This is a genomic window from Paenibacillus qinlingensis, from assembly GCF_031455095.1.
Lineage (GTDB): Bacteria > Bacillota > Bacilli > Paenibacillales > NBRC-103111 > Paenibacillus_E > Paenibacillus_E qinlingensis_A.
Map to the genome: position 1 here is coordinate 146,193 of NZ_JAVDSB010000013.1, position 18,033 is coordinate 164,225.

General features: G+C 45.0%; 16 protein-coding genes. 15 read left to right on the forward strand and 1 reads right to left on the reverse strand.

Annotated elements, in window-relative coordinates; genetic code table 11:
- The first annotated feature begins 21 nt into the window (after positions 1-21).
- Together ispG and J2736_RS25765 are read left to right on the forward strand one after the other, a co-directional pair.
- Positions 22-1,122: a flavodoxin-dependent (E)-4-hydroxy-3-methylbut-2-enyl-diphosphate synthase gene (gene ispG, locus J2736_RS25760; protein WP_310501457.1), complete on the forward strand. Its 1,101-nt coding sequence runs from the start codon at positions 22-24 to the stop codon at positions 1,120-1,122.
- A 181-nt stretch (positions 1,123-1,303) separates the two neighbouring features.
- Positions 1,304-2,107 carry a divergent polysaccharide deacetylase family protein gene (locus tag J2736_RS25765; protein ID WP_310501458.1) on the forward strand — a complete coding sequence of 268 codons (804 nt, stop codon included), beginning with the start codon at positions 1,304-1,306 and terminating at the stop codon, positions 2,105-2,107.
- A 1-nt stretch (position 2,108) separates the two neighbouring features.
- Here the strand turns inward: J2736_RS25765 and J2736_RS25770 are convergent, their stop codons facing one another.
- On the reverse strand, positions 2,109-2,801 hold the full coding sequence (locus J2736_RS25770; RefSeq protein WP_310501459.1) for an N-acetylmuramoyl-L-alanine amidase family protein: 693 nt from the start codon (positions 2,799-2,801) through the stop codon (positions 2,109-2,111).
- A gap of 182 nt (positions 2,802-2,983) precedes the next feature.
- On the opposite strand from J2736_RS25770, the gene lonB reads away from it, so the two are divergent.
- From lonB to hemE, 13 genes are all read left to right on the forward strand, one after another.
- Positions 2,984-4,702, forward strand: coding sequence for an ATP-dependent protease LonB (lonB, locus tag J2736_RS25775; protein WP_310501460.1), 1,719 nt, complete (start codon positions 2,984-2,986; stop codon positions 4,700-4,702).
- A 163-nt stretch (positions 4,703-4,865) separates the two neighbouring features.
- The gene (lon, locus tag J2736_RS25780; protein ID WP_310501461.1) at positions 4,866-7,217 is read left to right on the forward strand and encodes an endopeptidase La; all 2,352 of its coding nucleotides are present in this window, start codon (positions 4,866-4,868) and stop codon (positions 7,215-7,217) included.
- Between the two features lie 17 nt (positions 7,218-7,234).
- Positions 7,235-7,882, forward strand: coding sequence for a ribosome biogenesis GTP-binding protein YihA/YsxC (gene yihA, locus J2736_RS25785; RefSeq protein WP_310501462.1), 648 nt, complete (start codon positions 7,235-7,237; stop codon positions 7,880-7,882).
- A 243-nt stretch (positions 7,883-8,125) separates the two neighbouring features.
- Entirely contained in the window at positions 8,126-8,713 is a 588-nt protein-coding gene (locus tag J2736_RS25790) for a non-ribosomal peptide synthetase module (protein ID WP_310501463.1), read from the forward strand.
- Between the two features lie 306 nt (positions 8,714-9,019).
- Positions 9,020-9,427, forward strand: a complete 408-nt coding sequence (speD, locus tag J2736_RS25795; RefSeq protein WP_056610310.1) for an adenosylmethionine decarboxylase — start codon at positions 9,020-9,022, stop codon at positions 9,425-9,427.
- Positions 9,428-9,546: 119 nt separating this feature from the next.
- Positions 9,547-10,089: a hypothetical protein gene (locus tag J2736_RS25800; protein WP_310501464.1), complete on the forward strand. Its 543-nt coding sequence runs from the start codon at positions 9,547-9,549 to the stop codon at positions 10,087-10,089.
- Between the two features lie 164 nt (positions 10,090-10,253).
- Positions 10,254-11,657: a glutamyl-tRNA reductase gene (gene hemA, locus J2736_RS25805; protein WP_310501465.1), complete on the forward strand. Its 1,404-nt coding sequence runs from the start codon at positions 10,254-10,256 to the stop codon at positions 11,655-11,657.
- A 90-nt stretch (positions 11,658-11,747) separates the two neighbouring features.
- Entirely contained in the window at positions 11,748-12,578 is an 831-nt protein-coding gene (locus J2736_RS25810) for a cytochrome C assembly family protein (protein WP_310501466.1), read from the forward strand.
- A gap of 26 nt (positions 12,579-12,604) precedes the next feature.
- Positions 12,605-13,330, forward strand: a complete 726-nt coding sequence (locus J2736_RS25815) for a precorrin-2 dehydrogenase/sirohydrochlorin ferrochelatase family protein (RefSeq protein ID WP_310501467.1) — start codon at positions 12,605-12,607, stop codon at positions 13,328-13,330.
- The gene (gene hemC / locus J2736_RS25820; protein WP_310501468.1) at positions 13,327-14,271 is read left to right on the forward strand and encodes a hydroxymethylbilane synthase; all 945 of its coding nucleotides are present in this window, start codon (positions 13,327-13,329) and stop codon (positions 14,269-14,271) included. Before J2736_RS25815 ends, hemC begins: the two co-directional genes overlap by 4 nt.
- A 5-nt stretch (positions 14,272-14,276) precedes the next feature.
- Positions 14,277-15,821 (forward strand): uroporphyrinogen-III C-methyltransferase, encoded by a 1,545-nt coding sequence (gene cobA / locus J2736_RS25825; RefSeq protein WP_310501469.1) that lies wholly within the window; start codon positions 14,277-14,279, stop codon positions 15,819-15,821.
- Positions 15,818-16,810, forward strand: a complete 993-nt coding sequence (gene hemB, locus J2736_RS25830) for a porphobilinogen synthase (protein WP_310501470.1) — start codon at positions 15,818-15,820, stop codon at positions 16,808-16,810. Before cobA ends, hemB begins: the two co-directional genes overlap by 4 nt.
- A gap of 158 nt (positions 16,811-16,968) precedes the next feature.
- A complete protein-coding gene (gene hemE / locus J2736_RS25835) occupies positions 16,969-18,033 on the forward strand; it encodes a uroporphyrinogen decarboxylase (RefSeq protein WP_310501471.1) in 1,065 nt (354 codons plus the stop codon).

Genomic DNA, 18,033 nt, shown 5'->3' on the forward strand with positions numbered 1-18,033 from the left:
GTCATGGGGAGAGAAACCAAAATGTTCCATAGAAGAGATACCAGAGCCGTTCGGGTAGGTGATTTAACGATCGGTGGCAGTAACGAAGTGATCATGCAAAGCATGTGCACAACGAAAACAGCTGACGTCAAAGCGACGGTAGCAGAAATTCTTCGTCTAGAAGAAGCAGGTTGCCAACTTGTGCGCGTGACGGTTAACAATAAAGAAGCCGCAGAAGCGATTAAGGAAATTAAGAAGCAAATTCATATTCCGTTAGTCTCTGACATCCATTTCGATCACCGTTTAGCGCTTGCTGCAATTGAGAATGGGATTGATAAAGTCCGTATTAATCCGGGCAATATTGGCCGCCGTGAGAAAGTAGAAGCGGTTGTTAAAGCTTGTAAAGAACGCGGTATTCCGATTCGTATTGGGGTTAACGCAGGATCCCTTGAGAATCATCTTCTTGAAAAGTATGGATATCCAACGCCTGAAGCTATGGTAGAGAGCGCTTTGTTCCATATTAATATTTTGGAAGAACTCGATTTCCATGATATCATCGTTTCCTTGAAAGCGTCTGATGTACCAATGGCGATTGCAGCGTATTCGCAAGCTGCGAAGGCATTTAACTATCCGCTTCATTTAGGGATTACAGAGGCTGGAACGCTCTTTACAGGGGCTGTGAAAAGCGCAGCTGGGATTGGAACTTTGCTCAACATGGGGATTGGTAATACGCTTCGTATTTCTCTAAGTGCTGACCCGGTAGAAGAGATTAAAGTTGCAAGAGAGCTGCTCAAGACATTTGGTTTGATTACGAACGCCGCGACGTTAGTTTCCTGCCCGACTTGCGGTCGCTTAGATATTGACTTGTTCTCTATCGCTAATGAAGTTGAAGACTACATTGCCAAAATCAAAGTGCCTATTAAGGTATCTGTACTAGGTTGTGCCGTAAATGGCCCTGGTGAGGCCAGAGAAGCCGATATTGGCATAGCAGGAGCGCGCGGCGAAGGGATGCTATTCCGTTACGGAGAAATGATTCGTAAAGTGCCTGAAGCTGAACTACTCAGCGAGTTGAAAAAGGAAATTGATATCATTGTGGCTTCTTATGAAGCAACTGGGGTTATTCCTGGACGCAAGCAGCACTAAGCATATAGAACTTGAACAAACCGTTAAAGAACTCTTACGAGAGTCTTTAACGGTTTTTTGTATGCCCATCTAGATCCAATATTTTACGCATATTTGATGAGCAAGAGAAGCATAATGAGTAAAACTGGAAAGCATACGCAATTGAAGGTAAGTCTTTCTAAAGCACTAGGAGGAGAAAAGGATGAAAATGTATCGCACATTTGCATTATGTCGTCAGGTAGCTCTTACCCTTATAATGGGGACCATTCTGATGGCTAATCCAGGGTTTACAGGAGCAGAACCTATTTTGACCCCCCAGCAACCTACAGGGGCGGTTACGAAGAAGGTCGCTATCGTCATTGACGATTTTGGTAATAACATGGAAGGTACAGCAGAGATGCTGAAGCTGCCTATTCCATTTACAGTGGCTGTTATGCCTTTCTTGCCCTCGACGAAGCAAGATGCTCAGTTAGCACATGACAGAGGACTGGAGGTCATCCTACACCTGCCGATGGAGCCTGTGAGAGGGAAGAAGAGTTGGTTAGGTCCAGGTGCTATCACGACGGACTTGTCCAGTGAAGAAATCCACAAACGTATCGTAGCTGCCATTGATGATGTTCCTTATGCCATAGGTATTAATAATCATATGGGGTCCAAAGCGACCGCGGATGAAAGAGTGATGAAAATTCTCATTGAGATTTGCAAAGAACGAAATCTTATCTTGCTGGATAGTCGAACAACGCCGAAGAGTTTGATTGGCAAGATAGCAGATTCACGCGGTGTGCCGCATGCAGACAATCAGCTATTCTTCGACGATTTGTATACCTATAGTCATATTAATCAGCAAATGGTCAGACTGAAGAAACTCATCCATGAAAAAGACGAAGTAATTGCGATCGGTCATGTGGGGCCTCCAGGAAAGAAAACAGCTCATGTCATCCATGAGGCAATTCCGGCTATTCAAAAGGAAGCCACCTTTGTCCCTATTTCACAAATGGTCAAATAAACTAATTCGCATGCGTCATCGAGAAATATTGATCGACAGCTTGAGTAATCGCCTTGGCAAGTTTTGCTTGATGGTGATTGTCGTTCAATAGCTTGCGATCCGTCTTGTTAGATAAAAAGCCGAGCTCAACAATAACGGAAGGGCATTTTGTGAACTTGAGTACATAATACTTTTTGCCAAGTACAGGGAGCTCTTCCATCCCATAAACGGTATTCAATGAGTCTTGCAGCAAGCCTGCCAACAAGATACTGTCCGATTGATTTTGATAAATCACGAGGGGACCGCGCGTGTTTGATTTTTTGGACCAATTGATATGCAAGCTGAGCATGATTTTCGGTTTAATGGTATTGGCTAGACCAGAGCGTTGTGCCAGATCTTTTCTGTGTCTACCTCCGTATGACCATCTATTATCATCACTTAATGCGTAATCTTCGGTGCGATTTATAATAACGCGATACCCTCTTTTTACTAGTGCTTTATACGTCTTTTTGGCGATTGCTAAGTTCATATCTTTTTCTTCGTATTTGCCAACCATGGTCCCGCTATCGATGCCGCCATGCCCTACGTCGAGAATAATGTCTGCGGTCGGAAGAAGAGGATCGTTACTAGCAGCCGCAGATATCTGCGAGTTAGGCGCACAAACAACTAACGCAAGTACGATAATCAACAGGTATTGCTTCAAAATCCGCCACATCCTTTTTGCAAGAATAACTACCCTTATCCTTCTTCCGCAAGGAGGGTATCATACGTGATGCAAAAGTTTGCATAGATTGGATTAACCTTCTTTTACACGGGAATAATGGAAATTAACAAAGGCAGATAGACAAGACATATACGTAATTAATCGAAGATGACGTGTTTAAGGAGGTTCAACACATGAGTTTAAGTATCATTCTAATGGTCATTCAAGTGTTTTTTGCAGTGGTAATCGGGTTGTATTTCTGGAATTTGCTGCGAAATCAACAGACGAACAAGTCTGCAGTGGATAGAGAGTCTAGGAAAGAACTGGAAAAGCTGCGTAAGTTAAGATCCATTTCATTAACTAAACCTTTATCTGAGAAAACAAGACCTTCTTCTGTGCAGGACATCGTTGGCCAAATTGAAGGGCTGAAGGCTCTGAAGGCGGCACTGTGTGGTCCTAATCCTCAACATGTGCTTATTTATGGCCCTCCCGGAGTGGGGAAAACAGCTGCTGCACGCGTCATACTAGAGGAAGCGAAGAAGAATCAAGAGTCGCCTTTTCGGCCTGACTCGAAGTTTACTGAAATTGACGCAACGACGGCCCGTTTTGATGAGCGTGGTATTGCAGACCCGTTGATTGGTTCTGTTCATGATCCTATTTATCAAGGTGCAGGTGCGATGGGGGTTGCTGGGATTCCGCAGCCTAAGCCAGGTGCTGTGACGAAAGCGCATGGTGGGATTTTGTTCATCGACGAAATCGGTGAATTGCATCCGACGCAAATGAACAAATTATTAAAGGTGCTTGAGGATCGTAAAGTATTCTTAGAGAGTGCGTATTACAGCTCCGAGGATGCGAATATTCCTGGGTATATTCATGATATATTTCAGAATGGACTCCCGGCAGATTTCCGTTTAGTTGGAGCGACAACGCGCACACCGAGCGAGATTCCTCCGGCTATTCGTTCGCGTTGTCTAGAAATATTTTTCCGTCCGTTACTGCCTGATGAGGTAGGTGAAATTGCTCGGAAAGCTCTTGATAAAATTGGCTTTAAAAAATGTGATGATGCCGTAAATGTTGTGACAAGATATGCCACGAACGGCCGCGAGGCTGTGAATGTCATTCAACTAGCCGCGGGTATTGCCTTAACCGACAAGCGGGATGCAATTACCGCAGCCGACATTGAATGGGTTGTGAATTCTTCACAAATCCCGCCGAGACCAGAGCGGAAAGTGCCAGCTCAACCACAAATCGGTTTCGTAAATGGCTTGGCTGTCTACGGTCCTAATTTGGGTACACTACTGGAGATTGAAGTTACGGCAATTCCAATTGTTGTTGCTGGTACTGGGAAATTCAATATTACGGGCGTTGTTGATGAAGAAGAGATGGGTGGAGGATCCAGAACGATTCGTCGTAAAAGCATGGCCCGTGGATCAGTTGAGAATGTGTTGACCGTGCTTCGCAAATTAGGCTTCAATACGTCGGATTATGATTTGCATATTAATTTTCCTGGTGGTGTGCCGATCGATGGACCCTCCGCAGGTATTTCGATGGCTACGGCAATTGCCTCAGCTATACATAAAATACCTGTAGACAATAAACTAGCGATGACAGGTGAAATGAGTATCCATGGCAAAGTGAAGCCTGTTGGCGGTGTTGTTGCTAAAGTGGAAGCAGCTTTCCAAGCCGGAGCTACGCGTGTCATCATTCCGAAAGAAAACTGGCAAGCGCTGTTTGTTGATTTACCGGGAGTTGAGGTTGTCGCGGCTGAAACCATCGAGGAAGTACTTTCAGCTGCACTCGGCATTGAGCTTCACGATAATGTGATCCCACTACCTTTAACTATGGAGAGAACGATTCCGGCTACAACTTTACCCATTCTACATGCCAATTCACAGCATACAATTGACTCTTAAAGGGAGGCTTTCCGTTACCTGACATGACGCGTTAGCTCTCAATTGGTGTTTTGTTTAGAGTTTTGTTAAAATGTAAAGGGCAACGTAGGGAGAATATCCCACATAGACAAGGTGAGACTTTGAACGTAACGTTCAAGGATCCCTATTATTGGAGGTGCAGAGGATGGGGCCTGGAAAAATGAAGGTGCGCAGATTACCGTTATTGCCTCTTAGGGGACTGCTGGTCTATCCGAGCATGGTTCTACACCTGGATGTAGGGCGAGAAAAATCAGTGAAAGCACTCGAGCGGGCGATGGTGGATGACAGCATGATTCTCCTCTGCTCTCAATCAGAGATCAACATAGAAGAACCAACAAAAGAGGATATTTATCGCATCGGAACCATTGCTAAAGTGCGGCAAATGCTCAAATTACCGAATGGTACAATCCGTGTTCTTGTAGAAGGCGTATTACGTGCTGAAATCGTAGAGTATTTGACGAATGACGAGTATTATGAGGTCACGGTTAAGGAATTACCGGAGCAAGAAATATCAGATCCTGAGATAGATGCTTTGATGCGAAGTGTACTGAGTCAATTCGAACATTATATCAATTTATCTAAAAAAGTAACGCCTGAAACGCTTGCCGCGGTTTCTGATATTGATGAGCCTGGGCGCTTGGCGGATGTTATTTGTAGTCATTTATCGCTGAAAATCAAAGACAAACAAGATATTCTCGAGACCGTTGATGTCCGTGAACGGCTCGAGAAAATGCTTAATATTTTGAATAATGAGCGAGAAGTACTTGAGCTTGAACGCAAGATCAGCCAGCGAGTTAAGAAGCAAATGGAGAAAACACAGAAAGAATATTATCTCCGTGAGCAGATGAAAGCCATTCAGAAGGAGCTCGGGGATAAAGAAGGCCGCGCAGGCGAGGTTGATGAATTACGCAATCAGCTAGCTGAAGCAGAGCTTCCTGATAAGGTGCGCGAAAAGGTCGAGAAAGAAATTGATCGGCTTGAGAAAATGCCTGCAACTTCTGCGGAAGGCGGTATTATCCGCAATTACATCGATTGGTTGCTAGGTCTTCCTTGGAACAAGCAAACAGACGATGATTTGGATCTAGACAAAGCAGAAGAAATTCTGAATGACGATCACTTTGGTCTTGAAAAGCCGAAGGAGCGCGTTCTGGAATATTTGGCTGTACAGAAGCTCGTCAAAAAGCTTAAAGGGCCAATCCTTTGTCTGGTAGGTCCTCCTGGGGTAGGTAAAACCTCGATTGCTCGTTCTATAGCACGATCTATGGGCAGACAATTTATACGTATTTCTCTTGGCGGCGTGAGGGATGAAGCGGAGATTCGCGGACATCGACGTACTTACGTAGGAGCGATGCCAGGTAGAATCATTCAAGGGATGAAGAATGCGGGTTCGAACAATCCCGTCTTCTTATTAGACGAAATCGACAAGATGGCAATGGATTTCCGCGGAGATCCTGCATCAGCTCTGCTTGAAGTATTGGATCCCGAACAAAATAGCACTTTTAGCGATCATTTCATTGAAGTTCCTTATGATCTATCCAACGTGATGTTTGTGACCACGGCGAATGCAGTGCATAATATTCCTCGTCCTCTGTTAGATCGGATGGAGGTTCTATATATTCCAGGGTATACGGAGATTGAGAAACTCCAAATTGCCAAGAAATATTTACTTCCGAAGCAGAAGCGTGATCATGGTCTTGAAGAAGAACAGCTTGTTGTTGATGAGGCTGCTCTGATGAAGATTGTGCGAGAATATACGCGAGAAGCAGGCGTACGTAATCTAGAGCAACAAGTTGCAGGTATGAATCGTAAAGCAGCCAAAAAGATTGTATCGAACCCGGAAACACCTGTTCATGTAACCGTAGAGAACTTAAGTGACTATTTAGGTCCCGTTAAGTTTAAATACAATGTTGCAGAAGAGAAGGATCAGATCGGGGCTGTTACAGGTCTTGCTTGGACCGAAGTAGGCGGTGATACACTTGTCATCGAGGTATCTGTATTGCCTGGTACCGGCAAGTTAACCTTGACAGGTAAGCTTGGTGATGTGATGAAGGAATCCGCGCAAGCGGCTTTCAGTTATACACGTTCGCGTGCTGAAGTCCTTGGGATTGCTCCGGATTTCCATGAGAAGAATGATGTGCATATTCACATTCCTGAGGGAGCCATTCCGAAAGATGGTCCGTCTGCTGGGATTACGATGGCTACTGCACTAATCTCAGCTTTGACGAATATTCCAGTTTCACGCTTAGTCGCCATGACGGGCGAAGTAACGCTTCGCGGCCGCGTGCTCCCAATTGGCGGCTTGAAGGAAAAGGCGCTAGCTGCACATCGTGCAGGCATTCGTACAATCCTTTTACCGCAAGACAACGAGAAAGACATTATCGAAATTCCAGAAAGTGTTCGGACAGAGATGACATTCATCCCTGTGAGCCATATGGATCAAGTGCTGGAACATGCGCTTATCAAAAATAAGCCGACGGCTAACGTCGGATCGACTTAGAAAGTAGTTGAACATTCATGAAAGTCAATCAAGCTGAGTTTATCATCAGTGCGGTTGGACCTAGCCAATATCCAGAGGATGCCTTGCCAGAGATAGCGCTGGCAGGGCGTTCTAATGTCGGGAAATCATCTCTCATTAACTGTTTGATTTCTCGTAAAAACTTAGCTAGAACCAGTTCTCAACCGGGCAAAACGCAAACCCTTAACTATTATAAAGTGAATCAGGACTTATATTTCGTTGATCTTCCAGGCTACGGCTACGCAAAGGTATCCAAAACTAAGCGTGAGCAGTGGGGCAAATTCATTGAAAGCTATTTATTGAATCGTGAGCCTTTACGCCTTGTGATGCAGCTAGTCGATCTGAGACATCCGCCATCCAAAGATGATCAAGCGATGTACGAGTGGCTCCGCCACATGGATGTACCTGTGCTTGTCGTTGCGACCAAAGCGGACAAGATTCCTAAGAGCAAATGGCCGAAACATTTAAAAATTGTACGTGAAACACTAGGGATGGATAAAGGAGTTCAGCCACTCATGTTCTCTTCCGAGCTAGGGCTTGGCAAAGATGAGCTGTGGGGAATTCTAGAGCAAGCGATTGCTTACGGCGAGCCGGAGCCACAAACCGAAGAAGTGCTTACCGCTGTAACTAATCCTGAGTCGTCCTAATCATAGGGCGGCTTTTTGCGTATTTTTGAGGGGAACGTTCAAAGACAGAGGAAATCAAAAAGAAGTATACGGGAAAGCGAGGTAATCTGGGGGAAATTTAATGGCATTCCAGTTTATCAAGCTTTTTTCAGAATATTTGGCTGATTATCATGAATTGCTGGCAGGAATAATCGCGACTCTTGTAGTATAATAATAAACAAGGTAATAGTTAATGGCTTGAAAACAAAGAATCGAGGGATTTTTATGGCACAAAGGTTAGCGACTGAATATGTCAAAACCTGCCTCCAGTTAACAGAAGCCGATATGTTGAAGTTTTTTCAAATGTTTGTAGACCATGGGGTGACACTGCAAGTTAAAGTTTTGGAAAACGGAAATCAAGAAGTTGTTTTTCAAGATGGCGCAGGTCAAGAAATTGTCCTTTCATTTGAAAAGAAATCGGGCCTATATGAATGCACAGGATCCTGCAGATTAAGTAATACCTTACTAGCTAATTTAATGCGTAAAGCAGTATCGGAATTCAAGGGCAGCGCTAAAGTCAACCGAATTTATCCTAGTTACACAATGGTTTATTATTATGAACGCGGAACCGTTGTGAAGATCGAAGAAATCAAAGGTCAACTCTTAACGATTGTTTATGAGCACAAAGATACGATTGGTCTTATGCAGATGATGTTCCAAAAGAAAGAAGTTGAGCAAGAAATTGAAATGATCTACGATCAAATCAATCATCTTCTTGATATGCGTAACATGCTGCAGGCAAGGGATGAACACCAACAGATCGACATTCGCCTCAATGAGCTGACACATCGTTTGTTCGTTTTGGAGGCATAATTACTCATACATGACATATTTGTGGGGACCCATTTTTGGGTCTCTTTTTGTTTTGAAGCACATGCGATGGCTTTGCAACATATTTTAGATATGGCGTGGATGTGACAGTTAGCTTTTAACAAAAAAAACTATTGCATTTCTCGTCGATAGATGTTATTTTTATTCTCGTTGAAACAATATAGGAACCAGGATTCACTCAGGACATTGAATGTTGCGAGAGATTATACCCTCGGGAAGTGAATGACGTAGGTCCTAGCGGATGAAATTTTTTAACACATTTTATTCCTAGGAAGGGGGAACCGAAAGATGGAAACAGAATACTCAACTTTCGGAAGACACGTTGCTGTTGATACTTGGGGGGTAGATTTTGAACTTCTGAACAATGCAGAATGGCTGCAAGCTCAGATGGTTGAAGCTGCCGAGGTATGTGGAGCGACTGTTTTATCTGTACAATCGAAGCAATTTGAACCACAAGGTGCAACAGTGCTTGTTATGTTGTCCGAGAGTCATCTCTCCATTCATACTTATCCTGAGAGAGGTTTTGCCGCACTTGATTGTTATACTTGCGGTGAGACAGTCGACCCTCAATTAGCAATCGACTTTATGGTGTCCGTACTAAAACCAGAAACGTTCTATGCGAAGAAGCTTGTTCGCGGAATGGGTGAATTACAAGTAGAAACTCCTGAAATAAAGCAAGCAGAGCTTGTTAAATAAAATTCTGCATTTTTCATAACGATAACCACGGAGAAATCCGTGGTTATTTGTTTGTTCAGATACCCATACAATGATATTGGTGATACATGTCCAATTCATTGGGAGTGGGGGATGAGGTTTTGAAACAGAAACTAATCAGGAAAACAGTGCTCTATGTTTTTGTTCTCTTTCTGATCATTTGGCCTATCTATCAGCTTAGCCAAATGTTAGGTCAACATAAGGATAAAGAAGATCATGATGCAACGCATTTACTTTTTCAGGTATCATTATTTCAAATAGAAATCGTGAAGAGCTCCTTGGAAGAAGCCTCATTAAGCAAAAGCACGAAAGAGTTGGATCCAGTGAAACAAGCGTTGTATTCAGCCGAGTACACCCATGAGCGACTTATTTTAGCTGCTGGTGGAAGTGAGGAGCTGGGCTCGCTGAACGTCATGACCCAATTAAGCCAATACATACAAAGGTTACAGCTAGGTGGCGTTAGAGCCTTAAAGCCGGACGAAACGTTAACATTGAAAGAAATCCATAAACAGTTCAGTGACCTGTATGAGATTTATGAGAAAATGATGGCATCCAACGGTGATATTATCTCATCTCAGAATGAAGAGCTAACCAAACTCGACCGGGAAATGACTGCCTTTTTAAGGAAAAAAGGGCTGCAATAGGGGATTCTGCTTGTATTCTCTCTGGATGAGGTATAGAGGAGCAAAGAGCTGTTAAAACTAACGAACAGACCCAAAGCATTCATAATTTATTCAAATATTTTGTCGGAATGTCGGTATTGCTGTGCTATAATGATTCTAAATAAAACGAAAGGCAGGTGGTAACGTTGCATATTATCGCAGTTGGTTTGAACTATCGGACAGCCCCGGTAGAAATTCGTGAAAAGTTTGCGTTCTCAGATCAAGATTTACCCAAAGCAATCGCTGAATTGAAAGAGACGAAAAGTATTCTGGAATGTGTTATTGTTGCCACCTGCAATCGCACCGAAATTTATGCTGTTGTGGATCGACCTCAATTGTGCAGTCATTACTTGACGCATTTCCTTGAGCGTTGGTTTCATGTGAAGAAGGATGAATTCCAGAAGCATTTATATACGTATGAGAATGACAAAGCAAATGAGCATTTGTTCCGTGTAACAACGGGGCTTGATTCGATGGTCATTGGGGAAACTCAGATTCTCGGTCAAGTGAGGGATGCTTTTTTAGCATCTCAACAATTGAAAGCAACAGGCTCTTATTTCAACACGCTGTTTAAACAAGCCATCACACTTGCGAAGAAAGCACATTCCGAAACAGGCATTAGTAATAACCCAGTCTCCATTAGCTATGCAGCCGTAGAACTCGGTAAACGGATTTTCGGAAGCTATGTGAACAAAACGATTATGATCATTGGTGCAGGTAAGATGAGTGAGTTGACCGTGAAGCATCTCTATGCAAATGGGGCCAACAAGGTTATCGTTGTGAATCGTACGTTGGAGAGAGCCATGGATTTGGCAGGCAAATTCAACGGTGTGGCCAGCACACTAGAGGAAATGCCCAAATACTTACCCGAAGTAGATATTATCATTAGCTCAACGGGTGCGCCTGGTTATGTTTTGACGAAGAAAGATATTCAGACCTATGTACAAAAAAGAAAATCACGGCCTCTCTTTATGATGGATATCGCAGTTCCGCGGGATTTGGATCCTGAGATTAGCGGATTGCCGAACGTATTCCTGTATGATATTGATGATTTGGAGCATATCGTTGACAAACATTTGCAAGAGAGAAAGAAAGAAGCGGCTAAAATCGAGGTTATGATCAATTCAGAAATTAATGCTTTTGACCAATGGACGAAAACACTTGGCGTAAGCCCATTGATTAGTGCGCTACAAACGAAAGCGAACCAAATTCATGAAGAAACCATGGAAAACATGCTGAACAAGCTGACGGATCTGGATGAACGTGAGATTAAGGTGATTCGCAAATTAACCAAAAGTATTGTGAATCAAGTATTGCGCGATCCGATTCTGCGGATCAAAGAAATGGCTGGCGAGCGTCATGGCGATGATGCCCTCGAAATATTCACCAAGCTTTTTGCATTAGAAGATACGCTCCAACAACAAGAACAGGCAGATCAAATAGCACAAGAGCTAGAGTCCGGATTTAACAAAGTTGAAACTAAACAAACAATGGACGAGAAACTGTCCGTTCGTGGTTTACAGAATGCGGATGTTCTAGCCCCATCTTGATATATAAGATCGTAAACGAACTTGCCCTAAGGGGTGAATCAGAAGTCGTTTATCTCAATTAAAAGGCGCTAACCGCCTAGGAGAGGTGCCATGGTTACAAGCAGCTGGTTGTTTGATGCGATGATTTATATGTATGCCCTGAGCCTACTGTTTTACTTTTCGGATTTCGCGAATGCGAGCCGGAGCGCGAAACGGATGGGGACGGGGCTGCTTTTGTTTGTATGGGTTTTGCAAACCGCTTACTTTGCGATTAGTTTATATGGTCACTTAACAGAGTGGGCTTTCGTTCGATCCGATGTGCTGTTCATGTTTTCATGGCTGTTAGTCACGATATCACTTATCATTAACCGTTTTTTCCGCATTGAATTGTTTGTGTTCTTTGTGAATGTGCTAGGTTTTGCGATTCTGGCACTGAATATTTTTGGAAATCCGAATGTTATGCCGATTAAATCCAATTGGGACATCAATGATGAGCTATTATTCATTCATATTTCGTTAGCTATTGGCAGTTATGCCGCATTTTCGATTGCCGCTATTTTTTCAGGGATGTACATATTCTTACATGCAAGGTTAAAGAGCAAAAATTTCTCTCAGGCTGTCATGCGGCTGCCGTCACTAGAGAAAATTGAGCATTACACGTATTTGTCGGTCATTATTGGAGGGCCATTGCTTCTGATGGCTTTGAGTCTCGGCGTGGTGTGGGTTGTGCTCGAAGGTAATCAAAACCTTCTCTACGATCCTAAAGTCATTAATTCGTTCTTCGTGTTGGCCGCCTATGCCTTTTACTTGTTTCAACATAAATCCATGCGGATTGCGGGCAATAAGCTCGCTGTGTGGAATTTGGCCGCTTTCTGTATCGTCGTGTTGAACTTCGTTGTATCGAACCTCGTTTCTGATTTTCACGGGTGGATATGGAGCTAACGAATTGGCAGTATCCCTATCCCATCATGATGAATTTAGCGGGAAGTAAGTGTCTGATTATCGGAGGTGGTCCTATTGCGGAACGAAAGCTGCGCTCGTTGCTGCAAGCAGGAGCAGAAGTGACCGTAGTCAGTCCAACGTTCACGACGGGTATTCTGGCGATGGAGCCTCAACCAAATGTGATTGTAAAAAGGCAAACCTATGATCCATCGATATGGGCAGCACATGGTGAGGCACGCTTTGTCTTGGTCATCGCGGCAACGAATGATGCACGAGTGAATAGGCAGATTGCAATGGATGCGAATGGATCTGGAAGCCTAGTCAATATTGTGGATCAACCCGAGCTTAGTTCCTTTATTTTACCCTCCGTTGTTCGTCGAGGTAAGTTGGTCATTACGGTGTCTACAGGGGGAGCAAGTCCTTCAGCAGCTCGTAAAATTGCCAAAGAACTCGACAATGCCTATGGGGATGAGTATGAAATCTATTTGGATTTTCTTACTGAAACGCGCCTGTTGATTCAGAATCACGTGAAAGATAAAGAAGCAAGACAACAATTATTTAAAGAAATGCTGGCTTGGGATCTCATGCGTTATATCCGTGAAGGGACGTTTGAAGCCTGGAAACAGCAGTTTACACTAGCATTACATCATACCGTTTGGATGCAACCGCAAGTGCAGGGAGAGAGTGAACTGCCTTCTTGGTCTTTCATCAATGAGATTGGGCAGCAACGTATAGGAGGCGGAGACGAATGAAAACGATTATTGTAGGAACAAGACAGAGTGCCTTGGCACTGACTCAAACAGGACAAGCCGTGGAACTATTGAAACAACTCGCGAAAGAGCATGGCATCGAATGTCAATTTGAAATTAAGAAAATTGTAACGAAAGGCGATCGTATTCTGGATGTCACGTTATCCAAAGTCGGAGGCAAAGGTCTGTTCGTGAAGGAAATTGAACAGGCGTTGACAGACGGCGAGATCGATATCGCCGTTCACAGCATGAAGGACATGCCCTTCGAGTTGCCGGAAGGCCTTATTGTAGGCGCGATTCCCAAGCGTGAAGATCCGCGAGATGCGCTGATCACGCGTGGGGCTGCATCGCTGGACGATCTGCCGCAAGGCGCGCTCGTCGGCACAAGCTCGCTGCGCCGTGCCAGCCAGCTGCAGCACTACCGCCCGGACCTCCGGATCGAGTCGATCCGGGGCAACATCGATTCGAGGCTGCGCAAGCTCGAAGAAGAGAACTTCGATGCGATTATGCTTGCCGCCGCCGGTCTTCACCGGATCGGCTGGCAAGATCGCATCTCCAGCTATTTGCCGCCCGAGGTATGCCTCCCTGCCGTAGGGCAGGGAGCGCTGTGCATCGAGTGCCGCGGCAACGACGTTTTCGTGCTGGACTTGCTGGGCAAGTTTCAGCATGAGCCAACGGCGCTCGCGGTGCGAGCGGAGCGGGCTTTCCTCGGTAGACTCAACGGAGGCTGCCAGGTGCCGCTCGGCGCTTACGCGAGCGTCGAGAATGGCAGCGGGGATGGCGCCCCGCTGTTGACCCTGACAGGCATGGTCGGAACGCCGGATGGCGTGACCATGCTGAAGGAAACGGCTTCCGGCAACGATCCGGAAGCCCTGGGTTCACTCGTTGCGGATAGGCTCATCGCACAAGGAGCTGAAAAGATTCTAGCTGAGGTGAGGGAGTGATTGCTATGAACAAAGGAAGAGTTTTTCTTGTTGGAGCGGGTCCTGGTGACCCTAAGCTCATCTCGGTACGTGGGATGGAAGCGATCCAAAGAGCTGATGTCATCGTATATGACCGACTGGCCAATCCACGCTTATTGAAGCATCGTAGACCGGAAGCAGAACTCATCTTTGTTGGCAAGCTGCCTGATAAACATATATTAAAGCAAGAAGAAATCAATCAGTTGCTTGTTGATCTAGCCTTACAAGGGAAAATAGTCACACGCCTTAAGGGTGGAGATCCAAGTGTATTTGGGCGCGTGGGGGAAGAAGCGGAGCTGCTGGTTGATAATGGGATTACTTATGATATTATCCCAGGCATCACCTCCTCTATTGCCGTTCCAGCTTATGCGGGTATTCCTGTTACACATCGCGATTTCACTTCGTCTGTTGCGATTGTAACCGGCCATGAGTATCCGAACAAAACTTACTCCAGCTTGAATTGGGAGCATCTCGCCAAAGCGATTGGTACGATGGTGTTCCTGATGGGTGTTGCCAATCTGGAGCAAATATGCCGCGAATTGATTCGTTGTGGCAAACCGCCTGAAATGCCAGTTGCGCTTGTTCGTTGGGGCACTTGGGCGGATCAAGCGACCATTACAGGTACACTTGCAGATATCACAGAAAAAGTGAGAGCAGCCAACTTCAAATCCCCAGCCGTCATCATCGTAGGTGAAGTCGTAAAGCTTCGTGAGAAGCTGGCTTGGATGGAGAAGAAGCCGCTGTTTGGTAAACGAGTGCTCGTTACAAGAGCGCGCAGCCAAGCAAGTGAGCTCGTAGATCTCATTGATGATTTGGGTGGAGAGCCTGTCGAGTTCCCTGTGATTCGACTACAGCCGCCAAGTCGTCCTGAAGCCCAGCAAGCACTGGATCAAGCCTTAGCGAGACTGTCTGAATTTGATTGGATTGTATTAACAAGCGTGAATGGTGTTGAATTCTTCTTCCGCAGAATGCGAGAACTGCGCATCGACGTTCGTAGAATGGGGAATGCCCGTATTGCGGCTGTGGGTCCTAAGACCGCTGAAGCGCTCGCAGAGCGTGGTATCATGGCAGACGTCTTACCCTCTAAGTTTCAAGGGGAAGGGATCTTAGATGCCATTCAAGGGGATTTGAACGCTGGTCAGAAGGTATTGCTGCCAACTGCCGACCTCGCACGTGATTACTTGCCTTCCAAACTAACATCGCTTGGGCTTGAAGTCACCGAAGTGGATGTGTACGAGAACGTACTGACCACCGATGATGGCGAAGAGATGATTCATTTGTTGCAAAATCAAAGCATTCATATCATAACTTTTACAAGTTCATCTACAGTTACAAATTTATTTGAAGCGTTGAAGCAACTCGGAATAGAAGATCCGTTATCGCTCTTGCAAGGCGTGGAGATTGCAGTTATTGGTCCCAAAACGGCAGAAACTGTCCTACAAGTAGGTCTGTCTATCACATATACGGCTGAAGAAGCGACCGTCGCTTCTTTGGTACAAAGCATGATTCAAGGAGGCGGAAACCCATCATGAGTTTTCCAATCGTTCGTAACCGCCGCTTACGCGGTAATGCAGCTATTCGTAATCTAGTTCGTGAGAATCAAGTAACAGTCAATGATGTCGTTCAACCGATATTTGTTACGCATGGTATGAATGTCAAATCAGAGATTGCCTCGATGCCTGGGGTGTATCATTTCTCACTAGATCGCGTGAAGGAAGAAATTGATGAAATCACGCAATTGGGCATTCAAGCTATTCTTCTATTTGGCGTACCTGATTATAAAGATGCAACCGGCACATCCGCATTTATGGATGACGGAATCGTGCAGCAAGCTACCCGTTATATCAAAGAGCTTAACCCTAATTTGTTGATTATCGCAGATACGTGCTTGTGTCAATTCACGGATACCGGTCATTGCGGTGTTATTCATCATCACCCGATTACAGGACAAGCGGATGTCGCGAACGATCCATCTCTGGAACTGCTCGTCCGTACAGCCGTGTCACAAGCGAAAGCCGGCGCTGATATTATCGCTCCTTCCAATATGATGGATGGTTATGTGCAAGCTATTCGAACTGGACTCGATGAAGCTGGTTATGAGAACACGCCGATCATGGCCTATTCTGTTAAGTATGCATCTGCTTACTATGGTCCTTTCCGTGATGCTGCGCATTCCACGCCGCAATTCGGTGATCGGAAAACATATCAGATGGATCCAGCTAACGGCCGTGAAGCGATGCGTGAAGCGGCAAGCGATGTGGCAGAAGGCGCTGATTTCCTTATGGTAAAGCCGGCACTCGCTTATATGGATATTATCCGTATGCTGAAGGATAACTTTGATCTGCCCGTTGTCGCTTACAATGTAAGTGCGGAGTACGCAATGGTCAAAGCTGCAGCTCAGCAAGGCTGGGTGAACGAAGAAGCGATTGTAATGGAAACGATGACGAGCTTCAAACGTGCGGGCGCGGACATTATTCTAACGTATTTCGCGAAAGATATTGCACGCTACCTGCAAAAGTAAGGCGTAAGTGAACCATTTGTCCTCTGTGTGTCAAAACGGAGTTCGGGTGGTTCTTTTGTCATACTTTTGTCGCAATACGTAAGCTTACGTTGGTTGTGAGAGGGGTATAATTAGGGCATAATGGATGAGAATAGATGGAAACAAGAGGAAGGTGCCTCATGAGTTATAACGATAATTTTATTAAAGCATGCCGGAAAGAACAGGTTGATACGCTGCCCGTCTGGTATATGCGTCAAGCAGGTCGCTACGATCCTGACTACCGTAAAATCAAGGAAAAGTACTCTTTGCTCGAAATTTGTCAACAACCCGAACTAGCTGCTGAAGTGACGATGATGCCGATCAAGAAGCTTGGCGTTGATGCCGCTATTTTGTACTCGGATATTATGAATCCCGTAGCTTCACTTGGTGTTGATTTTGATATTGTCAAAGATATCGGTCCCGTGATTCATACACCGGTTCGTACCGCACAAGACGTTGAACGACTTCGTCCAATTGATGTGGAGAAGGACTTGTCCCATATCCTTCAAACGATTCGTATTCTAGATAAAGAATTAGAAGTTCCGTTGATTTCCTTTGCAGGAGCTCCGTTTACGATTGCTAGCTATTTGATCGAAGGCAGACCTTCTAAGAGCTATATCCGCACGAAGCAAATGATGTATTCCGAACCAACAGTTTGGTTTGCGTTAATGGATAAGCTTGGTGATATGGTTATCACGTATCTGCGTGCGCATATCGCCAATGGGGCCAAGGCAGTTCAAGTATTCGACAGCTGGGTGGGTGCGTTGTCTCCAGCCGATTTTGAGGTCTATGTACGGCCTACAATGATGCGCATCTTCAAAGAGTTGTCCGATTTGAAAGAGCCGAAAATTTATTTCCCAGGTGTAAGCTCGGGTGAATTGCTTCCTTATCTGACGACGATTCAAGCTGATGTGATTGGGCTGGATTGGCGGGTGCCGATTTCGGTGGGGCGCGAACGACTTCAGAACCGATATGCCGTGCAAGGCAATCTAGATCCTTATATTCTAACAGCGCCGATGTCTGTGATCGAAGCGCAAGCGAAAGCGATTATGGATGATGGTATGAAGCAGCCAGGATTTATTTTTAACCTGGGACACGGTTTATTCCCTGAAGCATCGCTCGAGAAATTGAAGGAATTAACGACGTTTATTCATACCTATTCTCATTCCGTTTTAACACAGCAAGCAGGAAAGAGTGGTGCGTAA

Coding starts and splice junctions, on each gene's coding strand:
- ispG (WP_310501457.1), top strand. CDS start 22: ATGTTCCATAGAAGAGATACCAGAGCCGTTCGGGTAGGTGATTTAACG.
- J2736_RS25765 (WP_310501458.1), top strand. CDS start 1,304: ATGAAAATGTATCGCACATTTGCATTATGTCGTCAGGTAGCTCTTACC.
- J2736_RS25770 (WP_310501459.1), bottom strand. CDS start 2,801: ATGTGGCGGATTTTGAAGCAATACCTGTTGATTATCGTACTTGCGTTA.
- lonB (WP_310501460.1), top strand. CDS start 2,984: ATGAGTTTAAGTATCATTCTAATGGTCATTCAAGTGTTTTTTGCAGTG.
- lon (WP_310501461.1), top strand. CDS start 4,866: ATGGGGCCTGGAAAAATGAAGGTGCGCAGATTACCGTTATTGCCTCTT.
- yihA (WP_310501462.1), top strand. CDS start 7,235: ATGAAAGTCAATCAAGCTGAGTTTATCATCAGTGCGGTTGGACCTAGC.
- J2736_RS25790 (WP_310501463.1), top strand. CDS start 8,126: ATGGCACAAAGGTTAGCGACTGAATATGTCAAAACCTGCCTCCAGTTA.
- speD (WP_056610310.1), top strand. CDS start 9,020: ATGGAAACAGAATACTCAACTTTCGGAAGACACGTTGCTGTTGATACT.
- J2736_RS25810 (WP_310501466.1), top strand. CDS start 11,748: ATGGTTACAAGCAGCTGGTTGTTTGATGCGATGATTTATATGTATGCC.
- J2736_RS25815 (WP_310501467.1), top strand. CDS start 12,605: ATGATGAATTTAGCGGGAAGTAAGTGTCTGATTATCGGAGGTGGTCCT.
- hemC (WP_310501468.1), top strand. CDS start 13,327: ATGAAAACGATTATTGTAGGAACAAGACAGAGTGCCTTGGCACTGACT.
- cobA (WP_310501469.1), top strand. CDS start 14,277: ATGAACAAAGGAAGAGTTTTTCTTGTTGGAGCGGGTCCTGGTGACCCT.
- hemB (WP_310501470.1), top strand. CDS start 15,818: ATGAGTTTTCCAATCGTTCGTAACCGCCGCTTACGCGGTAATGCAGCT.
- hemE (WP_310501471.1), top strand. CDS start 16,969: ATGAGTTATAACGATAATTTTATTAAAGCATGCCGGAAAGAACAGGTT.